Consider the following 17,963-nt stretch of genomic DNA (forward strand, 5'->3'; position numbering starts at 1 on the left):
TTGAATGTCGGAGGCTTATTTATGATTCGAGTAATTACTACCCTTTGCCATACGATCATATAAGATCACATTAACCGCCGCTGCTAAATTCATTGAACCTTTTGTTGGAACATAAATTGTTTCACGACAAAAATCAGTGATTTCTTTTTTTAATGTGCCATCTTCAGGACCAAAAATATAAAACGCACGTTTTGGGTGTTTATATTCAGGTAATGGCTTCGCATCATCAATTAAATCTACGGCAACGGGTACACAGCCGACAGGAATAATAGCTTTTAGATCTTCAACACCAATTAAAGGGATATCAAGCGCAGCATTTTTGGTATCAGTACAAAATTGCGCTGCATGATCATAACGAGTGCCAGTATAAAAGACAGAGTTGACACCATAACAGCCCGCTGCTCGCATAACAGAGCCGACATTTTCAGGCGTTTTGGGATTAAAAAGGCCTACACAAGAGTAACCCTGACTTTTTTTGCTCATATGTACATCTACTTTAGAAATTGTGGCGGGATTGTATACCTAAATGCGATATTTTTGCAGTAGGTACCATTATTTAGGGGGAGAATAAAACAGGAACTGAGGCTCCTGTTTTTATGTGAGGTTTTACTTACCGCAACATTTTTTGTATTTCTTGCCGCTGCCACATGAACAAAGGTCATTACGGTTAGGTGTTTTGTCAAACATTGTCGTTATTGGTTTGTTTAATGTTGCCGTTAATTCTGTAATATCTTCTTCAACGTCAGCATTGATTGTAAATGATGCAAAAAGCTGTTGTTCTGCAAGTTCTACTTCTAGCTCTTGTTGGCGTGCTTCTGTGTTCACAATCAGTGTGAGTGGGTTGGTTTCCGTGCCAAGCTTATTTTCACGCTTTGTGTTATAGCCACAGCTGCTGTGTTTTGGTTTTTTTTCGATGCGGCCTTTAAAGAAAAATTTAGACATGGGATAACCTGTTTGCTATGTAATATTAGCGTTGTCATTGTTGAATGAATACGCTTAATAACGAAAAAGCCACCAAAAGTAAGGTGGCTGAAATTGCGGGCATAATAACCGCCATTGTGTCGCTTATCAAGCATTGAGCTAATGCCGTCGTAATAAAAATATTCAGAAGATATGATGGAAAATGTAGCAGACGATGTTTAATTCTTTGCTTGCCACCAAGTAATCGATTGCATTAGCCTGAAATTGTCTTCACAATTGAGCGGTTTTATAGAATTTAGTCGAATGTGGTTAGATGTTTAAATCTATTAGTTCAACGAAAAAACCTATCAAATTAATAGGTTTTTTCGTCTATCACTGTCGCCAATAATTGTTAACATACGCAGTATAGAAAATATAAACAGTGCTAAATTGTCTGATATGTTAATACATTAGCAATAAATGCTACAGATTGGATTTACTAATTAGCTAAAATGATAATTAAGGTATAACAAAAATTTTCAATTTTTATCACGAAAAACAGAGAACAAATTGAAAATTACGGCATAATAAAGCCCGTTATACCAAGCAATTGATTGCTATACCAGATCGAATGATCTGTAAATAAATGGGAACATGACATGGTTAAACCAGAAAATAACGCAATTGTGATTTTTGGTGCGTCAGGCGATTTGACTCATCGAAAATTGATTCCTGCGTTCTATCATTTATACGCTAATGGTTTATTGCCAGAAGATTTCGCTATTTTAGGTGTTAGTCGTACGGTATATAGCGATCAGGAATTTCGTGATAAACTGCGTTCTGCATTAGAAGAAAATGAAAAGACAGATGCAGCGATATTAACGGAGTTCTGCGAGCATTTATATTATCAAGCATTGAATACTTCAGATGCTGATCAATATACAGTATTAAAGCAACGTTTAGACATATTCAAAGATACTCATCATACTCAAGGTAATGCGGTTTTTTATCTTGCAACGCCACCTAGCCTATATGGTGTTATTCCTGAATGCCTTGCGGCTCACGGTCTTAACGATGAAGCTGACGGTTGGAAAAATCTGATTGTTGAAAAGCCATTTGGTTATGATCTTGAATCAGCTATTTCTTTAGATAAGCAGATTCACGCATGTTTCCAAGAGCATCAAATTTACCGTATTGACCATTATCTGGGCAAAGAAACGGTACAAAACTTATTAGTTTTCCGTTTTGCAAACGGTATGTTTGAACCATTATGGAACCGTAACTTTATTGATTACGTTGAAATTACAGCATCTGAAGCGTTAGGCGTTGAAGATCGTGGTGGTTATTACGATGGCGCGGGTGCTGTACGTGATATGTTCCAAAACCACTTATTGCAAGTACTCGCAATGGTTGGTATGGAATCACCAGCAGCAATTAATGCTGACTCTATCCGTGATGAAGTGGTTAAAGTGATGCAAAGCTTTAAACCATTATCAGAAGACGATCTGACTAACCATTTAGTGTTAGGTCAATACACTGAATCTGATGTTCGTGGTAAACACCTTCCAGGTTACCGTCAAGAGCACGGTGTTGATGATGAATCTCGTACTGAAACCTATGTCGGTATGAAGATGTTTATTGAAAACTGGCGTTGGAACGGGGTGCCGTTTTATGTTCGTACGGGTAAACGTTTACCGACGCGTGTTACTGAAGTTGTCATTCACTTTAAGAAAACACCGCACCCAGTCTTTGGCGCAAATGCACCAGAGAACAAATTGATTATTCGTATTCAACCTGATGAAGGTATTTTAATGAGCTTCGGCCTTAAAAAACCAGGTGCAGGTTTTGAATCTCAAGAAGTGTCAATGGATTTTCATTATGACAAACTTGAATCAATGAATATGTTGACTGCTTATGAGCGTTTATTGTTAGATTGTATGAAACAGGATGCTACATTATTTGCACGTACTGATGCAGTAAGAGCATGTTGGAAGTTCGTACAACCGATTCTCGATTATAAAGAACAACCTGAGCATTTATTTGGTTATGCTGCTGGAACATGGGGACCAAAAGAAGCGGATGAACTATTAATGAATGATAGTCGTCAATGGCGTTTCCCTTGTAAAAATTTGGCTAATACTGATTATTGTGAGTTATAAGCATGATGAATTATAAAGTATTTGCGACGCCACACGATGTAGTGATTTCTCTTGCTGAAACGATGCAAGCGATGAGTTTACAATCTCAAGCGGTACATATTTCATTATCAGGTGGAAGTACTCCGAAATTGTTATTTAAAGCATTAGCGCAAGCGCCTTTTGCTGAAAATATTCAATGGGAGAATCTTCATTTTTGGTGGGGCGATGAACGTTGCGTTGCGCCAACCGATGCTGAAAGTAATTTTGGCGAAGCTAATGAATTGTTATTCAAGCATATTATAATTCCAGCTGCGAACATCCACCGTATTCGTGGTGAAGCAGAGCCTGTCGCTGAATGTGCACGTTTTTCCGCAGAAATGGATGCAGTAATTCCACATAAACAAGGTTTACCTGCATTTGATTGGATTTTATTAGGCATGGGTGGCGATGGTCATACTGCTTCTTTATTTCCACATCAGACTAATTTTGATGATCCTGCATTAGCAGTGATTGCCACTCAACCACAAAGTGGTCAGCAACGCATTTCAAAAACGGCACGTTTACTTGAAAATGCTGACCGTATTACGTATCTGGTATTGGGTGAAAGTAAGGCTGAGGTCTTATCTGAAATAAATAGTACACCGTCGGATGAACTTGCTTATCCGGCAGCAAAAATTAAAGCCTCTCATGGCGAAACAGAATGGTATTTAGATGCAGCAGCTGCAACGTTGCTAGCACAAGGAGAATAGTATGAAAGGCGATATTGGTGTTATTGGTTTAGCGGTTATGGGTCAAAACTTGATCCTTAATATGAATGACCATGGTTTTAAAGTTGTTGCGTTTAACCGTACCGTTTCTAAAGTAGAAGAATTCCTTGAAGGTCCTGCAAAGGACACTAACATCATCGGTGCTACGTCATTAGAAGATTTAGTTTCTAAGTTAGAATCACCACGTAAAATCATGTTAATGGTACGTGCTGGTGATGTTGTTGATGCATTTATAAATAAGCTTGTACCACTGCTTGATAAAGGCGACATCATTATTGATGGTGGTAATTCAAACTACCCAGACACTAACCGCCGTGTCGCAGAACTTGAAGCTAAAGGTTTATTGTTCGTAGGTTCTGGTGTTTCTGGTGGTGAAGAAGGTGCACGCTTTGGTCCTTCAATCATGCCGGGTGGTTCTGAAGCAGCATGGCCTGTAATTAAACCTATCTTCCAAGCAATCTCTGCAAAAACAGCAGCGGGTGAGCCTTGTTGTGATTGGGTGGGTAAAAATGGTGCAGGTCACTTTGTTAAGATGGTTCACAATGGCATCGAATACGGTGACATGCAGTTAATCAGCGAAGCATACCACTTCATGAAGTCTGGTTTAGAGCTGTCTCATGATGAAATGCAAGCTATTCTTCAAGAGTGGAATAAGACTGAGTTAGATAGCTACTTAGTTGAAATTACAGCTGAAATTATTGGTTATAAAGATGAAGATGGTCAGCCTCTTGTTGAAAAAATTCTTGATACTGCGGGCCAAAAAGGTACAGGTAAGTGGACCGGTATTAATGCACTAGATTTGGGTATTCCACTAACACTTATTACTGAAGCAGTATTTGCACGTTGTGTTTCTTCAATGAAAGAGCAACGTGTTGAAGCAGAAAGCTTATTTGGTAAGACAATTGCTAAGATTGATGGTGATAAGAAAGAGTGGGTTGATGCATTACGTCAAGCACTACTTGCATCAAAGATCATTTCTTATGCACAAGGCTTTATGTTAATCCGTGAAGCATCAGAAGAGTTTAACTGGGATCTAAACTACGGCAACGTGGCACTTATGTGGCGTGGCGGTTGTATTATCCGTAGTGCATTCCTAGGTAATATTCGTGATGCATACGATACAAACCCAGAAATCAAATTCCTAGGTTCAGATACTTACTTTAAAGATATTCTATTAAGCAGCATGCCAGCATGGCGTAAAGTAGCATCAAAAGCGATGGAAATTGGCCTACCAATGCCAACAATGACATCAGCATTAACCTTCCTTGATGGCTACACAACAGCTAGTTTACCAGCGAACATGATTCAAGCGCAGCGTGATTACTTCGGTGCTCACACCTATGAGCGTATTGATCAGCCTCGTGGTCAGTTCTTCCATACGAACTGGACGGGTACTGGCGGTAATACAGCATCTACTACTTACGACGTATAATGTCTAAGTAATCGATATGATTAAGCCACCGTTTTGCGGTGGCTTTTTTTATGCGTGATGTATTATGAAGAATCTAGATTTAACTCGCCATACGCTGGCAATAGAGTAATGCGCGTAATTCCATATTTTCAGCTTCAAGCGCCACTATTTGCTTATGAGCTTCTGTGCGCATATCTTCATTTGTTTTTCGTGTTTTTTCAAAAATATCGCTCAGTGCGCTAAATAACTCTTCACCAGCAAGCAGCATCTCTTTACCGCTGATTTCAATATTATAAGAACGTAATAAATCACGGGCATAGGTTGTTAAATCACCTTTTGCTCGACCTATTTGTTTATCAATTAATGGGCAAGTGTGAGGGTAGGCGAAACCTGACATATTCTGTACCTTTAAAGTCAAATATCCATAAACATACAATTGTTATAAACCTCCATGCCTATAAGGTTATTTTCGCTTACATTTTTGAATTGATCAATATATGCACAATAAGTTTGCTGAAAAATAACCCATTAGCGACAATTTGCTTGTTTATAAAACGTTTTTGGCGAGATTATGTTTTTTTTAACTGGCTGGAGGGGGGCTGGAATATGACATGATGATAAATAAAACCCCCGACACCATGATGATGAAAGGGGCTCTGTATACTATTGTTGTGATTAACTCACTTCAATTGGCCCACCAAAGGCCGTTACAGGTGGTAATTCGCCTTTGAATTTTTCAATGCTCACCAAGCACGTTTGGGCGCTGGTTGCTTGTGCTAATTCGGAGGTTGGAATATCCATGGTTAGAGTATTTGGATCGCCATAGGTATCAATCGAACCAATCTTTTCATTTAATGGGCCGTACCATGCGCCTTCTTCTATACGAACGACACCTTGTGGATAGCTGTCTGTGACAACAGCACCTGCAAGTAATTGACCGCGATCGTTAAATACACGTACAACATCGCCATTCTTAATGCCTTTTGCTGCGGCATCTTTCGGGTTGATGTACACCGGCTCTCGGCCTTGGACGGTATAGGTTGCACGTAACTCATCTGATTCACACATTTGTGAGTGCAAGCGTTTGTCAGGGTGACAAGATTGCATCCAGAATGGGTGTTTATCAGAGCCTGGACCACCATGCGAACGTTCTGTTTTTTCAAACCACATTGGGTGGCCTTGACAGTGTTCATAGCCATAACGTGCAATTTTACGGCTGGATATTTCAATGAAACCTGATGGTGTACCTAGCGCATTGATTTCTGGATCTTGTCTAAAATCAGCGTGACGAACCCATGGCTTACCGGTGCCAAAATCTAGAAAACCTTGTTTCCAGAAAACATCAAATTCCGGCATATTGAATTTGCCAGCGTTGGCTTTTCGGCAATCGTTATACAGCATTTGAACCCATTGCATTTCATCCATGCCACGGGTGTATTCTTTATTTTTATTAAAACGACGTGATAATTCAGTGAAAATATCAAAGTCAGTTTTTGATTGATATAACGGATCAACCAATTTTTGCATTGCGATTAAGCCACGACCACTGTATGAGCCCATAACGTCAATATCGTTACGTTCAAACTGAGTACATGCAGGTAGCACAATATCAGAGAAACGACAGGTTGCCGTCCATGCAAAATCAATCGTAACAACGGTTTGTAATTTTTGAAATGCTTGCTTCATGCGGTTACGATCTTGGTGGTGATGCCAAGGGTTGTTACCGCTGATCACCATCATTTTGTAATCAGGTAGAATCACTTTAGAGCCGTTGTATTTAATTTCTTTACCCGGTTCTAAAATACAGTCGACAAAACGTGCAACAGGGATGGTACGACTATAACCATTGAAATCATTGTTATCCCACTTGGGTTTCTGACCTTCATCTACGTTACGTGGGAAGCCACCGGGTGCTGCAAAACCTGTTGATGGAACACCAATACCTGAGTAATGGTGACCATAAGAAATACCACCGCCAGGTAAGCCAATTTGTCCTACCATCGCAGCAATAACTGCACCCATCCAGTAAGGTTGCTCGCCATGTTCTTGACGCTGAATACACCAACCAAACAGAATTTGAGTACGCTCTTTAACTAGCATACGGGCAAAATCACGGATTTGATCGGCGGGAACGCCACAAATTTCAGCGGCCCATTCAGGTGTTTTTTCAACGTTATCTTTGGTGTCGCCAGTTACGTAACCAATAAATTCATCAAAGCCCAAGCAATACATCTTGATAAATTCTTTATCATAAAGATTCTCAGTGTAAAGCGTGTGCGCCACACCCAGCATAAACGGTACATCCGTTTGAGGGTGAAGATAAAGATGGGTATTTTCTAGGTAACGTTGGGTCTTGTTTTTAACCGGATCAACCGAAATAACATTGATTTCACCTTTCGCTACTTTTTCTTTTAGTTGCTCAAGGTAAGGGTAAGACTCATGCGTTTCACAGTTCCAACCTACTTGGAGGTTTTTAACCGGATCGTTAGCCCATAAAATAATGTTCTTACTGTTGTCTAAAATTTCAGACCATGACGTACCTTGAGCATATACTTCCGTTGAACCTAGTACATAAGGCATAATCGTTTGACCAGCACCTGTTGAGTAGTCGCCAACCTTAGTAATGTAGTTACCATGCATACCGACAGCACGTTGCATGTGGCTAGTACAGCTATGGAACTGACCCGTTTGACGCCAGCCTGTTTGACCTGCATGGAGCGCCCATGGACCGTAGTCCTTTTGAATACGCTCAAGTTCACGGTAGAACAGATCTAAGGCTTCATCCCATGTCACACGAATAAAACGATTGTTACCGCGAGTCTCGCCGCTAAACTTGTGTTTTTTAAGCCACTCTAGACGTACCATTGGGTAACGAACACGTGATGGGTTATAGATAATGCCTTTAATGCCATTGAGCATTTCAGTTGGGTTTTTATCTATTTCAATCGCTTCAATTTGTTGTACTTTTCCCGCATAGATCTGAGCACGGAATGCACCCCAGTGAGAGCCAGAATAGCGCCATGTGCCTTGAGATATCTCATCATTAGCAAATACATTTGCAGAGGCGAGTAGGCTTGGGCCAATCACAGTGGCCGCACTTGTTGTGGCTAGGCTTTTTAGAAAACAGCGTCTTGATACTGACATAGTATTTACTCCATCAATGCTTAGTGTTGGCCATTAGAAAAATCAGAAGAGTGCTTTTGTAAGTACTTCAATACAATGGCTTCGCTATCACGGTCAAAGTTTACAAATGCCAACATTCCGTTAAACATCCCCGGCCATGTGTTTGCATCAAAGTGACTTTCAGCCGGTTGGGTATGGCACACTGAACAGTTAGTGGTATACGCTGTTTTTGCCTGAGCCCATACTGGTGTGATGTCATTGACTAATGAATTTTTAGGCATCCATACTGTGGCAGTAACACGCTGCCAAGGAAGACCAGTTAGGTCATCAACTTTCTCTTCATACTTATCAACCACTTTATCGTTTTGTGCTGATTCTTTAAGTAGAGAAGCAACCGGAATATTCATACCAAAATCTTCCTGAATCACGCGACCATAACCTTTATCTTTACGCCAACCGGCAATCTCTACTTCGATTGCATCATTAGTTTCATCGATAACTTTTACGCCAGAAGCTGGATTTAGAATACCGGCTTCAATTGTCATCGCTTTATCTTCGTAAACAGGAAGGAAGCGAACGCTATAAACTTCTTCGCCCTTGCTATAGTCAGTACCATGAGAAAGTTGGACTAACTCTGACACCATGCCACCACTGGTATCCATATCTTTTGGTAAGTGATGAGCAATACCTTTATGGCAATCTACGCAGCTTTGATCACGCTCTGCTGCATTTTTCATTTGAACACGCGCAACAGGGGACATTTTTTCAAAATCCATGCCTTTATAATCGTGACAATCACGACATTCCTGTGAACCGTTTGCTTTAAAGCGCTCCCATTCATGCTGTGCTAGCACGATACGGCGATCTTCAAATTTTTCAGGGGTATCAATAACACCAGCGAAGTGAGCAAACACTTCTTTGCTTGCTTGTATTTTACGAGATATCTTATCAGTCCAATCATGGGGTACATGACAATCTGGGCAGGTTGCTCGAACCCCTGAACGGTTCTTATCATGAATAGTATTAACGTATTCAGGTACGACATTATCGGCATGACAGCTTACACAAAATTCTTCAGTATTGGTTTTTTCAAGTGCAGTATTAAATCCGCCCCAGAAAATAATACCTGCAATAAAACCGCCAAGGGTTAGAACACCAAGGCTAATGTGAACACTTGGGCGTGATAGGGTTAGCCAAGCTTTTTTTAAAAATGCTTTCATTATTGTTTCTCTTTAAATGATGCTTGCAGCGTGAAGTAGAGGATCAACCACCGTGACCGGGAGGACCAAAAATAAACAATTGCAACATCCAGACTGTGAAACCATAACCGCCAACGAAAATGACACTTAAAATAGGGAACAGGAAAATGGTAATAAAAAGGAACATTTTCCATTCGCGGCTACGTGTTTTCTTGGCAGTAGAATCAGTAATACTGCTCATAAAACCTCCTAAAATTTATGTAAAGGTAAAAGTTATTTTTTATAAATAGATATATCAATTCTAATAACAACATGATCATAAAGTAGACGGCTATACTTATTCAATTAATAAATGCGTTATTCTGTTATTAAAATAGTATTTTTTGAATTCAAACTGAATTGTTAATATTAAAAGCAAGTATGTGTAATTTAATTATTATTTAAGAGCGATTATTACAAAAAATGGAGGGCATAATTGTGGTGATGTTATATTTTTGTTTGGTTTGTTAGGGTTTACTGGGTGTGGTTGTTGGTTGTTGTGGTGCTATTCATAGGGAATATTGATTTTAAATTAAGAGGTGGGTGACAGGTGGTGTATTTCGTTAAAGCTATTACAAATAGAAATGTGAATAAAATAATTTTTAAGGTGTGATATGAATGAAATTGTTAATGGAAAAGGATGAAAAGAGAGAGCTATTAGATAGCTCTCGAATGAATGTTAATCAATTAACTGATATTCACTGCGTAAAATATCAATAATTTCAGTTTTAGGATCTTGGCTTAGCGTTATCGGCTTTCCTGTTATTTTCTCAGCGATGCCCGTATAGATTTTAGATATCTGCATTAATATATCTTGAGGCAGAGCATTGTCTGCGGCTAATGCAAAACGTTCAGGCATGCGTTCTTTATTTAATAAAATATCTGGATCTGGAAAATAATTAAGTAAGACTTGACGAAAATCTTCTTTGGAATTTTCAATAATTTGTCCATCACGATAAGCGGCACCATCCCAAATTCGTGATGAATCTGGTGTACCGACTTCATCCATATAGATAAGTTTTTCATTACCACTCGTATCTGTGACGTAGCCAAATTCAAATTTAGTGTCGACAAAAATTTGGTCTAATTTAGCTAATTCATCACTAATCACGGTAAACCCATCGGCTAATAGTTTTTCGTAATAATTAATATCATCCGTATTCCGGAAATTAAAGGCTTGGTAGTTATTGATGAGATCTTCACGAGTCACATTAACATCGTCAGCTTCAGGTACATTTGGAATATCTTTTAGAATACCTTTGGTTGACGGGGTCATTAGTAATTGTGGTAATTTTTGGTTTTTCTTCAATCCTTCTGGTAGTTGAATACCACAGAATTGACGTTCACCTTGCGTATATGCTCGCCACATTGAACCTGTAATATATTGACGACAAATTGCTTCCACCATTACTGGTTTTGCTTTTTGTACAATCCAGACAAAGGGGTGGGGAATATCAAGAATATGACTATCAGCTAATCCATTGTCTTTGAATAGTTTAAACCAATGGTTTGAGATTGCATTGAGTGCAGCTCCTTTGCCTGGAACGCCTTTCAACCCCCCCTCACCATGCCAAATACAGTCAAATGCAGAGATACGATCACTGATAATCATAATTGCGAGAGGCGCATCAGGTTGAACGTTGTAGCCTTTTTGTTGAATAAGGCGACGACTGTCAGCTTCTGTTAACCAATAAACAGAGCGTACTTTTCCACTATGAACGGGTTTATCAGTACGAATGGGAAGGTCGTCATTGACGGCAAGAACTTGATCTGCAAGGTTCATGGTGAAATTCCTATTTCAAAATGATGACATCGAAATACCGAATACTTAAGATCCAATTTATTTTAAGTACTCATTTTTTTTAGCATAATACGCGGTTAAATCTTGGACTACCAGCAAAAAAGCAAACGATTGCTTTTTGTTTTAAAATAGTACTAAATGTAAAGTATGGTAGTGGAATACCATACTTTACATCATGAGATAGTGTTTTATTGGGGATTAAAAACGTTGATAAAAGGCATGTAGATCACGAGGTGTAATATAAAACATGTGTAAGAACCATTGTTTAGTATCGTTTATATTGAACCAGTCAGGAGTGAATTGAAAATGACTCCAATTAGTGACAACGTGCAAAGCACCGTCATAGCTTGGTGCTAATTCAAACAAGATAACAATAATGATAATTTGAGCAAGGCTAATAAATGGTTTGGTAAAGGCAAACGGTTTAAGTGCCGTACCAAATGATGATTTAAAACGTTTATTTGACAGATCGACGCTGTATATTTCATCTAAGACTAAATGCACGATACCACCAAGTAACACAAACCCACCCGCAAACCAGCTATCTGTTGCCGTGTGACCGAGTAATGCGCAAATATTGACACAACATAAAGCAATGAGACTAACAAATGAAATAGAGTGGCATGCGCCTCGGTGAACGGTACAACGATCAAATACGGCTTTGCCAAAATAACGAATTGTAATAAATAATGATACGACATACAGAATCAGTTCTAACATTGCCACATGAGTGTAGATGTGGCTAATGAGCAGAAAACAACAAAACCCCGCTAAGAGCGTAAACAAGGCTTTCATCGACGTTGAATGGTCTGAGTCTATGTCAGGTAAAAGTCCACCAATGGTGCCAAAAAAGGTCATCCATAGTGCAATGCTAGGGCTAATATGATCAGCAGACAACAGTGTGGTTGCTGTTAAGCCACTGACAATTGCTGCAATCGTGAAGTGGGTTGAGAAATTTGCCAAGAAAAATGAGTTCCAACTGGATACATATACAGGTATTTATCACTGTTAGTTATCATAGTTCAATATTTATCACACTTTTAGTGCAATTAATGAAAGTAAGTGAGTAAAAAAGAATCAGTTTGGATTTTGTTATAATGGATGTGACTAAATTACGCTGTAAATAAGTAGAGGGTAAAATGAGTATAGCAGCCGCATACTATTTAAAAAGAATACGGCAACTAGGTAGTAGAAGATGTTTTGATTAGCCCGTGATAAGTGCTGATATAATACCGATGACACCACCGAAAACACCGCCCCAAATAACCAACCAGCCAAGATGTTCACTGATCATTTTTTGAACCATTTCTTTAACCATCTTCGGTGTTAGTTCATTTAAACGTTGGTCAATAATATCTTCAATTTTATCTTCAATATCATGCAATGTTTCAGGTTTGATTAATTGTTGTTTAAGTGCAATTTTGAAGTTGTCTTGGTGGCTGATGTCTATTACTGACTCTTTCATTTTTGCGATGAATGGTTCACGTAAAGGTTCCATTGCTTCTGGCCCCCCCATCATGGTGATCATGCCACCAAATGATGAGTTCATGATGACATCAAGTAATGAATCAAATGTTGGTGCAAAATCAATCTTGTTGATAATTGGCTGCATATCAAGTGATGTTGATTGGTCGGTATCTTGGTTTAAAAAACGACTAATATTTTGTTGAGTGAAAAATTGTTCCATCATTAATGCTTTTATTGCCGCTTTAAATGCTTCAAAACGAGCAGGAATAACACCTGAGCCATAAAGCCCCGGTACTTTTTCAAATAACATATAAATGGCAAGCCAGTTGGTTAATGCACCTGAAAAGGCAAATAAGCCACAATAAAGAATAATATGCTGATTGCTAATATAACCAATAAATAAAAGTAGAAGAGAGAGGGCATTAGTCATGAAGCTTTTATTTTTTAACATGTGCAGTTCTTAGTCGTTATAACACCGATATATACGGTCATAGGGTCAGTAAATAGCATTGTGCCATTCAAAATTAGCCTAAATTCTAACAGATAGAAACAGACCAATGCTACATTTGTGTTCACTGACAGTAATAGTGGTTTTACGATTTAAACTTCAGATGGCAATTGTTATACTCGCCTGCTCTGCATTTATTGTCTTACTGAGTATTTTTAATGACCCGTTTTACAGCTGAACAAACTGCTTTTATTCATCATCAGTCAGGTAATGCACTGTGTGTGGCTGGCGCTGGAACGGGTAAGACAACAACGCTAATAGGGGTTGTTGAACATAAATTACAGACCATTGTTGCTGACAATATGTTAGTGCTCATGTTTAATCGTGATATCCGTACTGATTTTAAAGCAAAATTAGTTCAAATTCCGATGGCAGCACGTGTACCTGTTCATACTTTTCATAGTTTTTGTTTTCAGTTATTAAGGCAGTCGGGGTATCTGTCCACGACGGGCTATCAAATCGATTTTAATAATGGTGATAGTGATAAAACCATTGCTAAACTTGTATTACGTCAAATGGCGGCACAAGAAAAATCGTATCAAAAGCAACAGACGTTTAAAGATCCTCGTACTATTGAATTGTTAATGAGTTTTATTGGATTAGTAAAAGCACATATGCTGCCGCCAAAAGAAGTCTTTGATATTTCAGAAATTAACCGAGAATATGCCTTTATTGTTGACGCTTTTTGGAACTTTGAAACCGTACGTAAAGAGCGTAAACAGCTATTCTTTGATGATTGGCTGGTGGAAACAATTCAATTATTAAAAAATGATCATGCTTTATTGGCTTACTATCACCAACGTATTCAATTTATGATAGTTGATGAATTCCAAGATATAAATACCGCACAATATCAATTATTGAAATTACTATTATCACCACAAGCACAATTAGTGGCTGTGGGGGATGTCGATCAGTGTATTTATAAATGGCGTGGCAGTGCGCCACAATTTATGCTTAATTTTGAACAAGATTTTGCACCCGCAACAACGTATAGCTTATCGCATACATTTCGATTTGGTCATAGCCTAGCATTAACTGCGAGTCATTTAATTGCTAATAATAAACAGCGGTTTCACGACTTTCAAACTATCGCCCATGAATCCGTGGCAGATACGTCTGTTGAAGTGATTGGTACGGCGCGGCAAGTGGGTGAAATCGCACAATCAGTCGCTGATTTTATTTCAAAAGGTGGGCAACCTGCAGAGGTCGCTATTTTGGTTAGGCGTTGGTCACAAGCAATGTTATTTGAGCTAGCATTTTTAACTAAGAAAATACCTTACCATATGCCGATCGGTTCGGTGTTAACACATAGTCGTGAAGTAAAGTTGTTAATGGATATTATGATATTAGCAACGGGGCGTTTTTTGACGTTAGCTGATAATGATAAGGCCAATTTATTGTTTAACTTATTATCATTTCCACACTGTTATGTACCAAATAAAAGCTTACGACCATTATGTGAGTCTTTAGCACAACGACCAAGTAATGAGTGGCTTCGTTTAATAAAGCAAACCGAAAAGATTCAACCGACACTTAATTTAGAAACCTTCAGTGATCGTATTGAGTTGCTATTAATGCTGCAACGCAAAGGTAATTTTAAAGCGCTGGTGGTTTATAAGCAATATCGTCGTGACAGTGAGCTTGATAATTGGATTTGGAAAACAGAAGCAACCGCAACAGAAATAGAAGAAGCGGTTGAACGCTTAGACAGTGTTGAAACAGTATTAGAATCAATGGATCAAAACTGTGATAAAGCTTTGCAGTATTTTGAATATTATACTCAACAGTCAGTTGTTGAAAATCAGTCGCAAGATAACAATAATAGCGTACAACTAACGACTATTTTTAGAGCCAAAGGGTGTGAGTATAGTCAGGTATATTTACCTTATTGGGATAAAGAAGCGTTTCCTTATGTGAACCGATCATCATTGGGTATTTCGGCTGACACGGAAGAAGAACGTCGGCTTGCTTATGTGGCGATAACGCGAGCTAAGCATAGCGCTAAAATATATTATACGGTTGAAAATACCAAGAAAGATCATTATGTTCGTAAAGATAAAAATGCCAGCCAATTTATTATTGAATCAAAAGCAGATGTAGCCCAGGAAATCGGTCCTAAGTTATATCATAATGGTGAATTGCCATACCATAAATCACCTGTGGTGCAGGGGTATTATCGTCGTTTGGCTCGTATTGATGATATGCAATCACCACCAGAACCTGCCTCTATTTCGCAACCAGAGCCAAATGCAGCAGGGGAGAGTGTGTATAGCTATGAATGGGCATTACAGCAACCGATTCCAGGTAAATCAGAGAAATTGATTCGTAGCATGGTGCAAACGAAATCAGTGAAGTATTTAGAAACAGAAGTAACACGTATTGTACGAGAATTAAAGCAAGCTGGCACGGCTAAACAAAAGGTACTTATTAATCGCCTTATTGTTGTTGCTCGTGCTAAAGCTCGTCAATATATTTAACTATTTGGGATAGAAAGATTTTATTGGTGGTCACGATTAGCGCGAGCTTCACGTTGACCGAGATTCTGCTGGACAGCAAATTCTAGTCGTTCTCGTAATTGACGAGATTTAATTTCAGCATTTTTGAATCCGAATGCTTGTAAGAATTTTTTTATCATAAAACGGCCTATTAACTCATTATTAGATAAAGAATAATCCTACTAATTGATTGATTATTCTTTAATGTTAGTGAATTAACATCGTCCTTGAGCTTCCTATTGCTCCATTATATCGTCTGTTTTAAGTGCACAGGACCCTATTGATATAAAGGATGTTAAAATTTTAATAAGTATAACGGATTAACTTGTAGTAAAACGTTGTACTTATGTGTTGATATTATGGCACTATTTTTTTACTGTCAAAGTAATATTTAGCAGCGATGACAAAAGCAGATAAGATGCTAAAAAAGACCTAGATCACACTTTTGTTGACTGGCTTTGCCATTTATCAACCACTAAAGCGGCAATTAAATCCCCTTCAACATTAACGGCAGTACGAAAAGTATCTAATGGGCGTTCAATAATCAGTAATATGGCGATAGCTTCTAGTGGAATACCAACAGCAAGTAGAACTAATTGCATACCAGACATTGATCCTGATGGCATTCCTGGGGCACCAATTGATGACACCATCGCCATAATGAAAATCATAATAAGTCCTGATGTTCCTAGCTCTATACCATAAAGTTGGGCTAGGAAAATGGCCGCAACCCCTTCAAAAAGAGCTGTTCCATCCATATTCATGATCGAACCTAACGGCAATACCATACTACTGGTAGGCTGCGATATACCTAAATCTTCTTGCGCTGTTTGTAATGATAACGGCAATGTAGCAGAGCTTGATGATGTCGCAAATGCCATTGCCATTGGAGCAGAGAGGGCGCGAAATAATGTTGAATATTTAATCCCTGTGAACAATTTCGCCAGTAATGGTAATACGATGCCACCATGAACTAACGTTAATGAAAAGACCAATAAAGCAAAGAGTGCTAATTCACCAAAAATGCTATTACCACTTTGAGCTGTAAATTGAAATACAATCGCAAATACAGCCAAAGGTGCAAGTTTGATTACCGCAGAGACGACTCGGTTAATCGCAATATTGAGCCCTGAAATAAGCTCAAAAACAGGGTGCTTAGGCGGTAAACTGGCTAATAAGGCAATGCCTAATAATAGTGCAAATACAACAATGGCTAATAAATTTGTCGTTGCAAGTGCTTGAAATGGATTGACTAATGCCATGCTAAATAATTTCTCGGCAATAGCACCACCAGAAGAGGCGCTATTATCAATCAATTGAACATGACTTCCGACTGTCACTTGTGCTATATCAATTAGATGTGGCCATTTAGGAATTGCAAGTGAGACCCCAAGGCCTAAACAGATCGCGAGGGTTGAGGTTAAGCTATAGAAAGCGATCGTTTTGTAACCTAATGTTTTTAAACGGGAAGTTGAGCCTATGCTAGTAATTCCCTGTAATAATGAGAATAACACTACAATACCAACCAGCATCTTGAGTAAGCCGATATAGGTTGTTTTAGTTAACATTAGTAATTTAAAGGTTGTGGAGTGCTCAAAGCTAGGTTGTAAGGGTAAAAGAGAGGCAAGACCCCATGCAAATAGAGCAGCAACCATTAATTGGAAAGGTAACGATTTGAATAGACGACGGTTCATGGAAAAGGTCTCTGTTCGGTGTTCGTTTCGTAACGAGAATATAAAAAGAAGAACTTGGTATTAAAAGGCTTATTAATTATATCAGGTGCCTAATCCAAGAAATGTATTAAATATAAAGGGTAGTGTAAAAATAAAAACGCTCTGACATAAAATGCCAGAGCGTGGCAAATGCCATTCTCAATTAACGATGATCTGGATTTATATCCAAATAAAGTATAAGTAAAACAAAAATAATATCGTTAATAAGTTAATTGCTAATCCATTAGCGTATGGTATTGAACAAGTGAACATAAAACAATCTCAACGCATATTGCTATGCGTTGAGGTGATGATAAGTATTTACTTATCGAAGTGAATAACCGTACGGATACTCTTACCTTCGTGTAGTAGCTCAAAAGACTTGTTGATGTCTTCTAGG

General features: G+C 38.6%; 15 protein-coding genes. 4 read left to right on the forward strand and 11 right to left on the reverse strand.

Annotated features, from left to right (window positions below):
• Positions 1-15: 15 nt before the first annotated feature.
• On the reverse strand, positions 16-483 hold the full coding sequence (locus GLP24_RS16360) for an RNA methyltransferase (RefSeq protein WP_101769818.1): 468 nt from the start codon (positions 481-483) through the stop codon (positions 16-18).
• A gap of 123 nt (positions 484-606) precedes the next feature.
• Entirely contained in the window at positions 607-942 is a 336-nt protein-coding gene (locus GLP24_RS16365; protein WP_101769819.1) for a PBPRA1643 family SWIM/SEC-C metal-binding motif protein, read from the reverse strand.
• A gap of 617 nt (positions 943-1,559) precedes the next feature.
• Here GLP24_RS16365 and zwf point away from each other — a divergent pair.
• From zwf to gnd, 3 genes are read left to right on the forward strand one after another with little or no spacing between them, the layout of a single operon-like run.
• On the forward strand, positions 1,560-3,059 hold the full coding sequence (gene zwf / locus GLP24_RS16370; RefSeq protein ID WP_101769820.1) for a glucose-6-phosphate dehydrogenase: 1,500 nt from the start codon (positions 1,560-1,562) through the stop codon (positions 3,057-3,059).
• 2 nt (positions 3,060-3,061) lie between these two features.
• Positions 3,062-3,787 (forward strand): 6-phosphogluconolactonase, encoded by a 726-nt coding sequence (gene pgl / locus GLP24_RS16375; protein ID WP_232601082.1) that lies wholly within the window; start codon positions 3,062-3,064, stop codon positions 3,785-3,787.
• A gap of 1 nt (position 3,788) precedes the next feature.
• Positions 3,789-5,237, forward strand: coding sequence for a decarboxylating NADP(+)-dependent phosphogluconate dehydrogenase (gene gnd / locus GLP24_RS16380; protein WP_101769822.1), 1,449 nt, complete (start codon positions 3,789-3,791; stop codon positions 5,235-5,237).
• Positions 5,238-5,316: 79 nt separating this feature from the next.
• Here gnd and GLP24_RS16385 read toward each other — a convergent pair whose 3' ends face one another.
• The 7 genes from GLP24_RS16385 to GLP24_RS16415 form a co-directional block, all read right to left on the reverse strand.
• Entirely contained in the window at positions 5,317-5,613 is a 297-nt protein-coding gene (locus GLP24_RS16385) for a hypothetical protein (protein ID WP_101769823.1), read from the reverse strand.
• Positions 5,614-5,891: 278 nt separating this feature from the next.
• On the reverse strand, positions 5,892-8,360 hold the full coding sequence (gene torA, locus GLP24_RS16390) for a trimethylamine-N-oxide reductase TorA (protein WP_232616276.1): 2,469 nt from the start codon (positions 8,358-8,360) through the stop codon (positions 5,892-5,894).
• 20 nt (positions 8,361-8,380) lie between these two features.
• The gene (gene torC, locus GLP24_RS16395; protein WP_152654221.1) at positions 8,381-9,559 is read right to left on the reverse strand and encodes a pentaheme c-type cytochrome TorC; all 1,179 of its coding nucleotides are present in this window, start codon (positions 9,557-9,559) and stop codon (positions 8,381-8,383) included.
• Between the two features lie 43 nt (positions 9,560-9,602).
• Positions 9,603-9,779, reverse strand: coding sequence for a trimethylamine N-oxide reductase system protein TorE (gene torE, locus GLP24_RS16400; protein WP_101769826.1), 177 nt, complete (start codon positions 9,777-9,779; stop codon positions 9,603-9,605).
• A 477-nt stretch (positions 9,780-10,256) separates the two neighbouring features.
• Complete coding sequence (locus GLP24_RS16405; RefSeq protein ID WP_232577751.1) at positions 10,257-11,360, reverse strand: phosphoribosylaminoimidazolesuccinocarboxamide synthase; 1,104 nt, start codon at positions 11,358-11,360, stop codon at positions 10,257-10,259.
• 216 nt (positions 11,361-11,576) lie between these two features.
• Positions 11,577-12,341: a metal-dependent hydrolase gene (locus GLP24_RS16410; RefSeq protein WP_101769828.1), complete on the reverse strand. Its 765-nt coding sequence runs from the start codon at positions 12,339-12,341 to the stop codon at positions 11,577-11,579.
• Between the two features lie 241 nt (positions 12,342-12,582).
• Positions 12,583-13,296, reverse strand: a complete 714-nt coding sequence (locus tag GLP24_RS16415; protein ID WP_101769829.1) for a DUF445 domain-containing protein — start codon at positions 13,294-13,296, stop codon at positions 12,583-12,585.
• A gap of 215 nt (positions 13,297-13,511) precedes the next feature.
• Here GLP24_RS16415 and GLP24_RS16420 point away from each other — a divergent pair, with 215 nt between their 5' ends.
• Complete coding sequence (locus GLP24_RS16420) at positions 13,512-15,833, forward strand: ATP-dependent helicase (RefSeq protein ID WP_232598966.1); 2,322 nt, start codon at positions 13,512-13,514, stop codon at positions 15,831-15,833.
• Positions 15,834-15,853: 20 nt separating this feature from the next.
• Here the strand turns inward: GLP24_RS16420 and GLP24_RS16425 are convergent, their stop codons facing one another.
• Positions 15,854-15,991, reverse strand: coding sequence for a hypothetical protein (locus GLP24_RS16425; RefSeq protein ID WP_167388574.1), 138 nt, complete (start codon positions 15,989-15,991; stop codon positions 15,854-15,856).
• A 297-nt stretch (positions 15,992-16,288) separates the two neighbouring features.
• Complete coding sequence (locus GLP24_RS16430; RefSeq protein WP_152654217.1) at positions 16,289-17,545, reverse strand: dicarboxylate/amino acid:cation symporter; 1,257 nt, start codon at positions 17,543-17,545, stop codon at positions 16,289-16,291.
• Positions 17,546-17,963: the final 418 nt, after the last annotated feature.

The organism is Photobacterium carnosum (assembly GCF_021236965.1).
GTDB classification, from domain to species: domain Bacteria; phylum Pseudomonadota; class Gammaproteobacteria; order Enterobacterales; family Vibrionaceae; genus Photobacterium; species Photobacterium carnosum.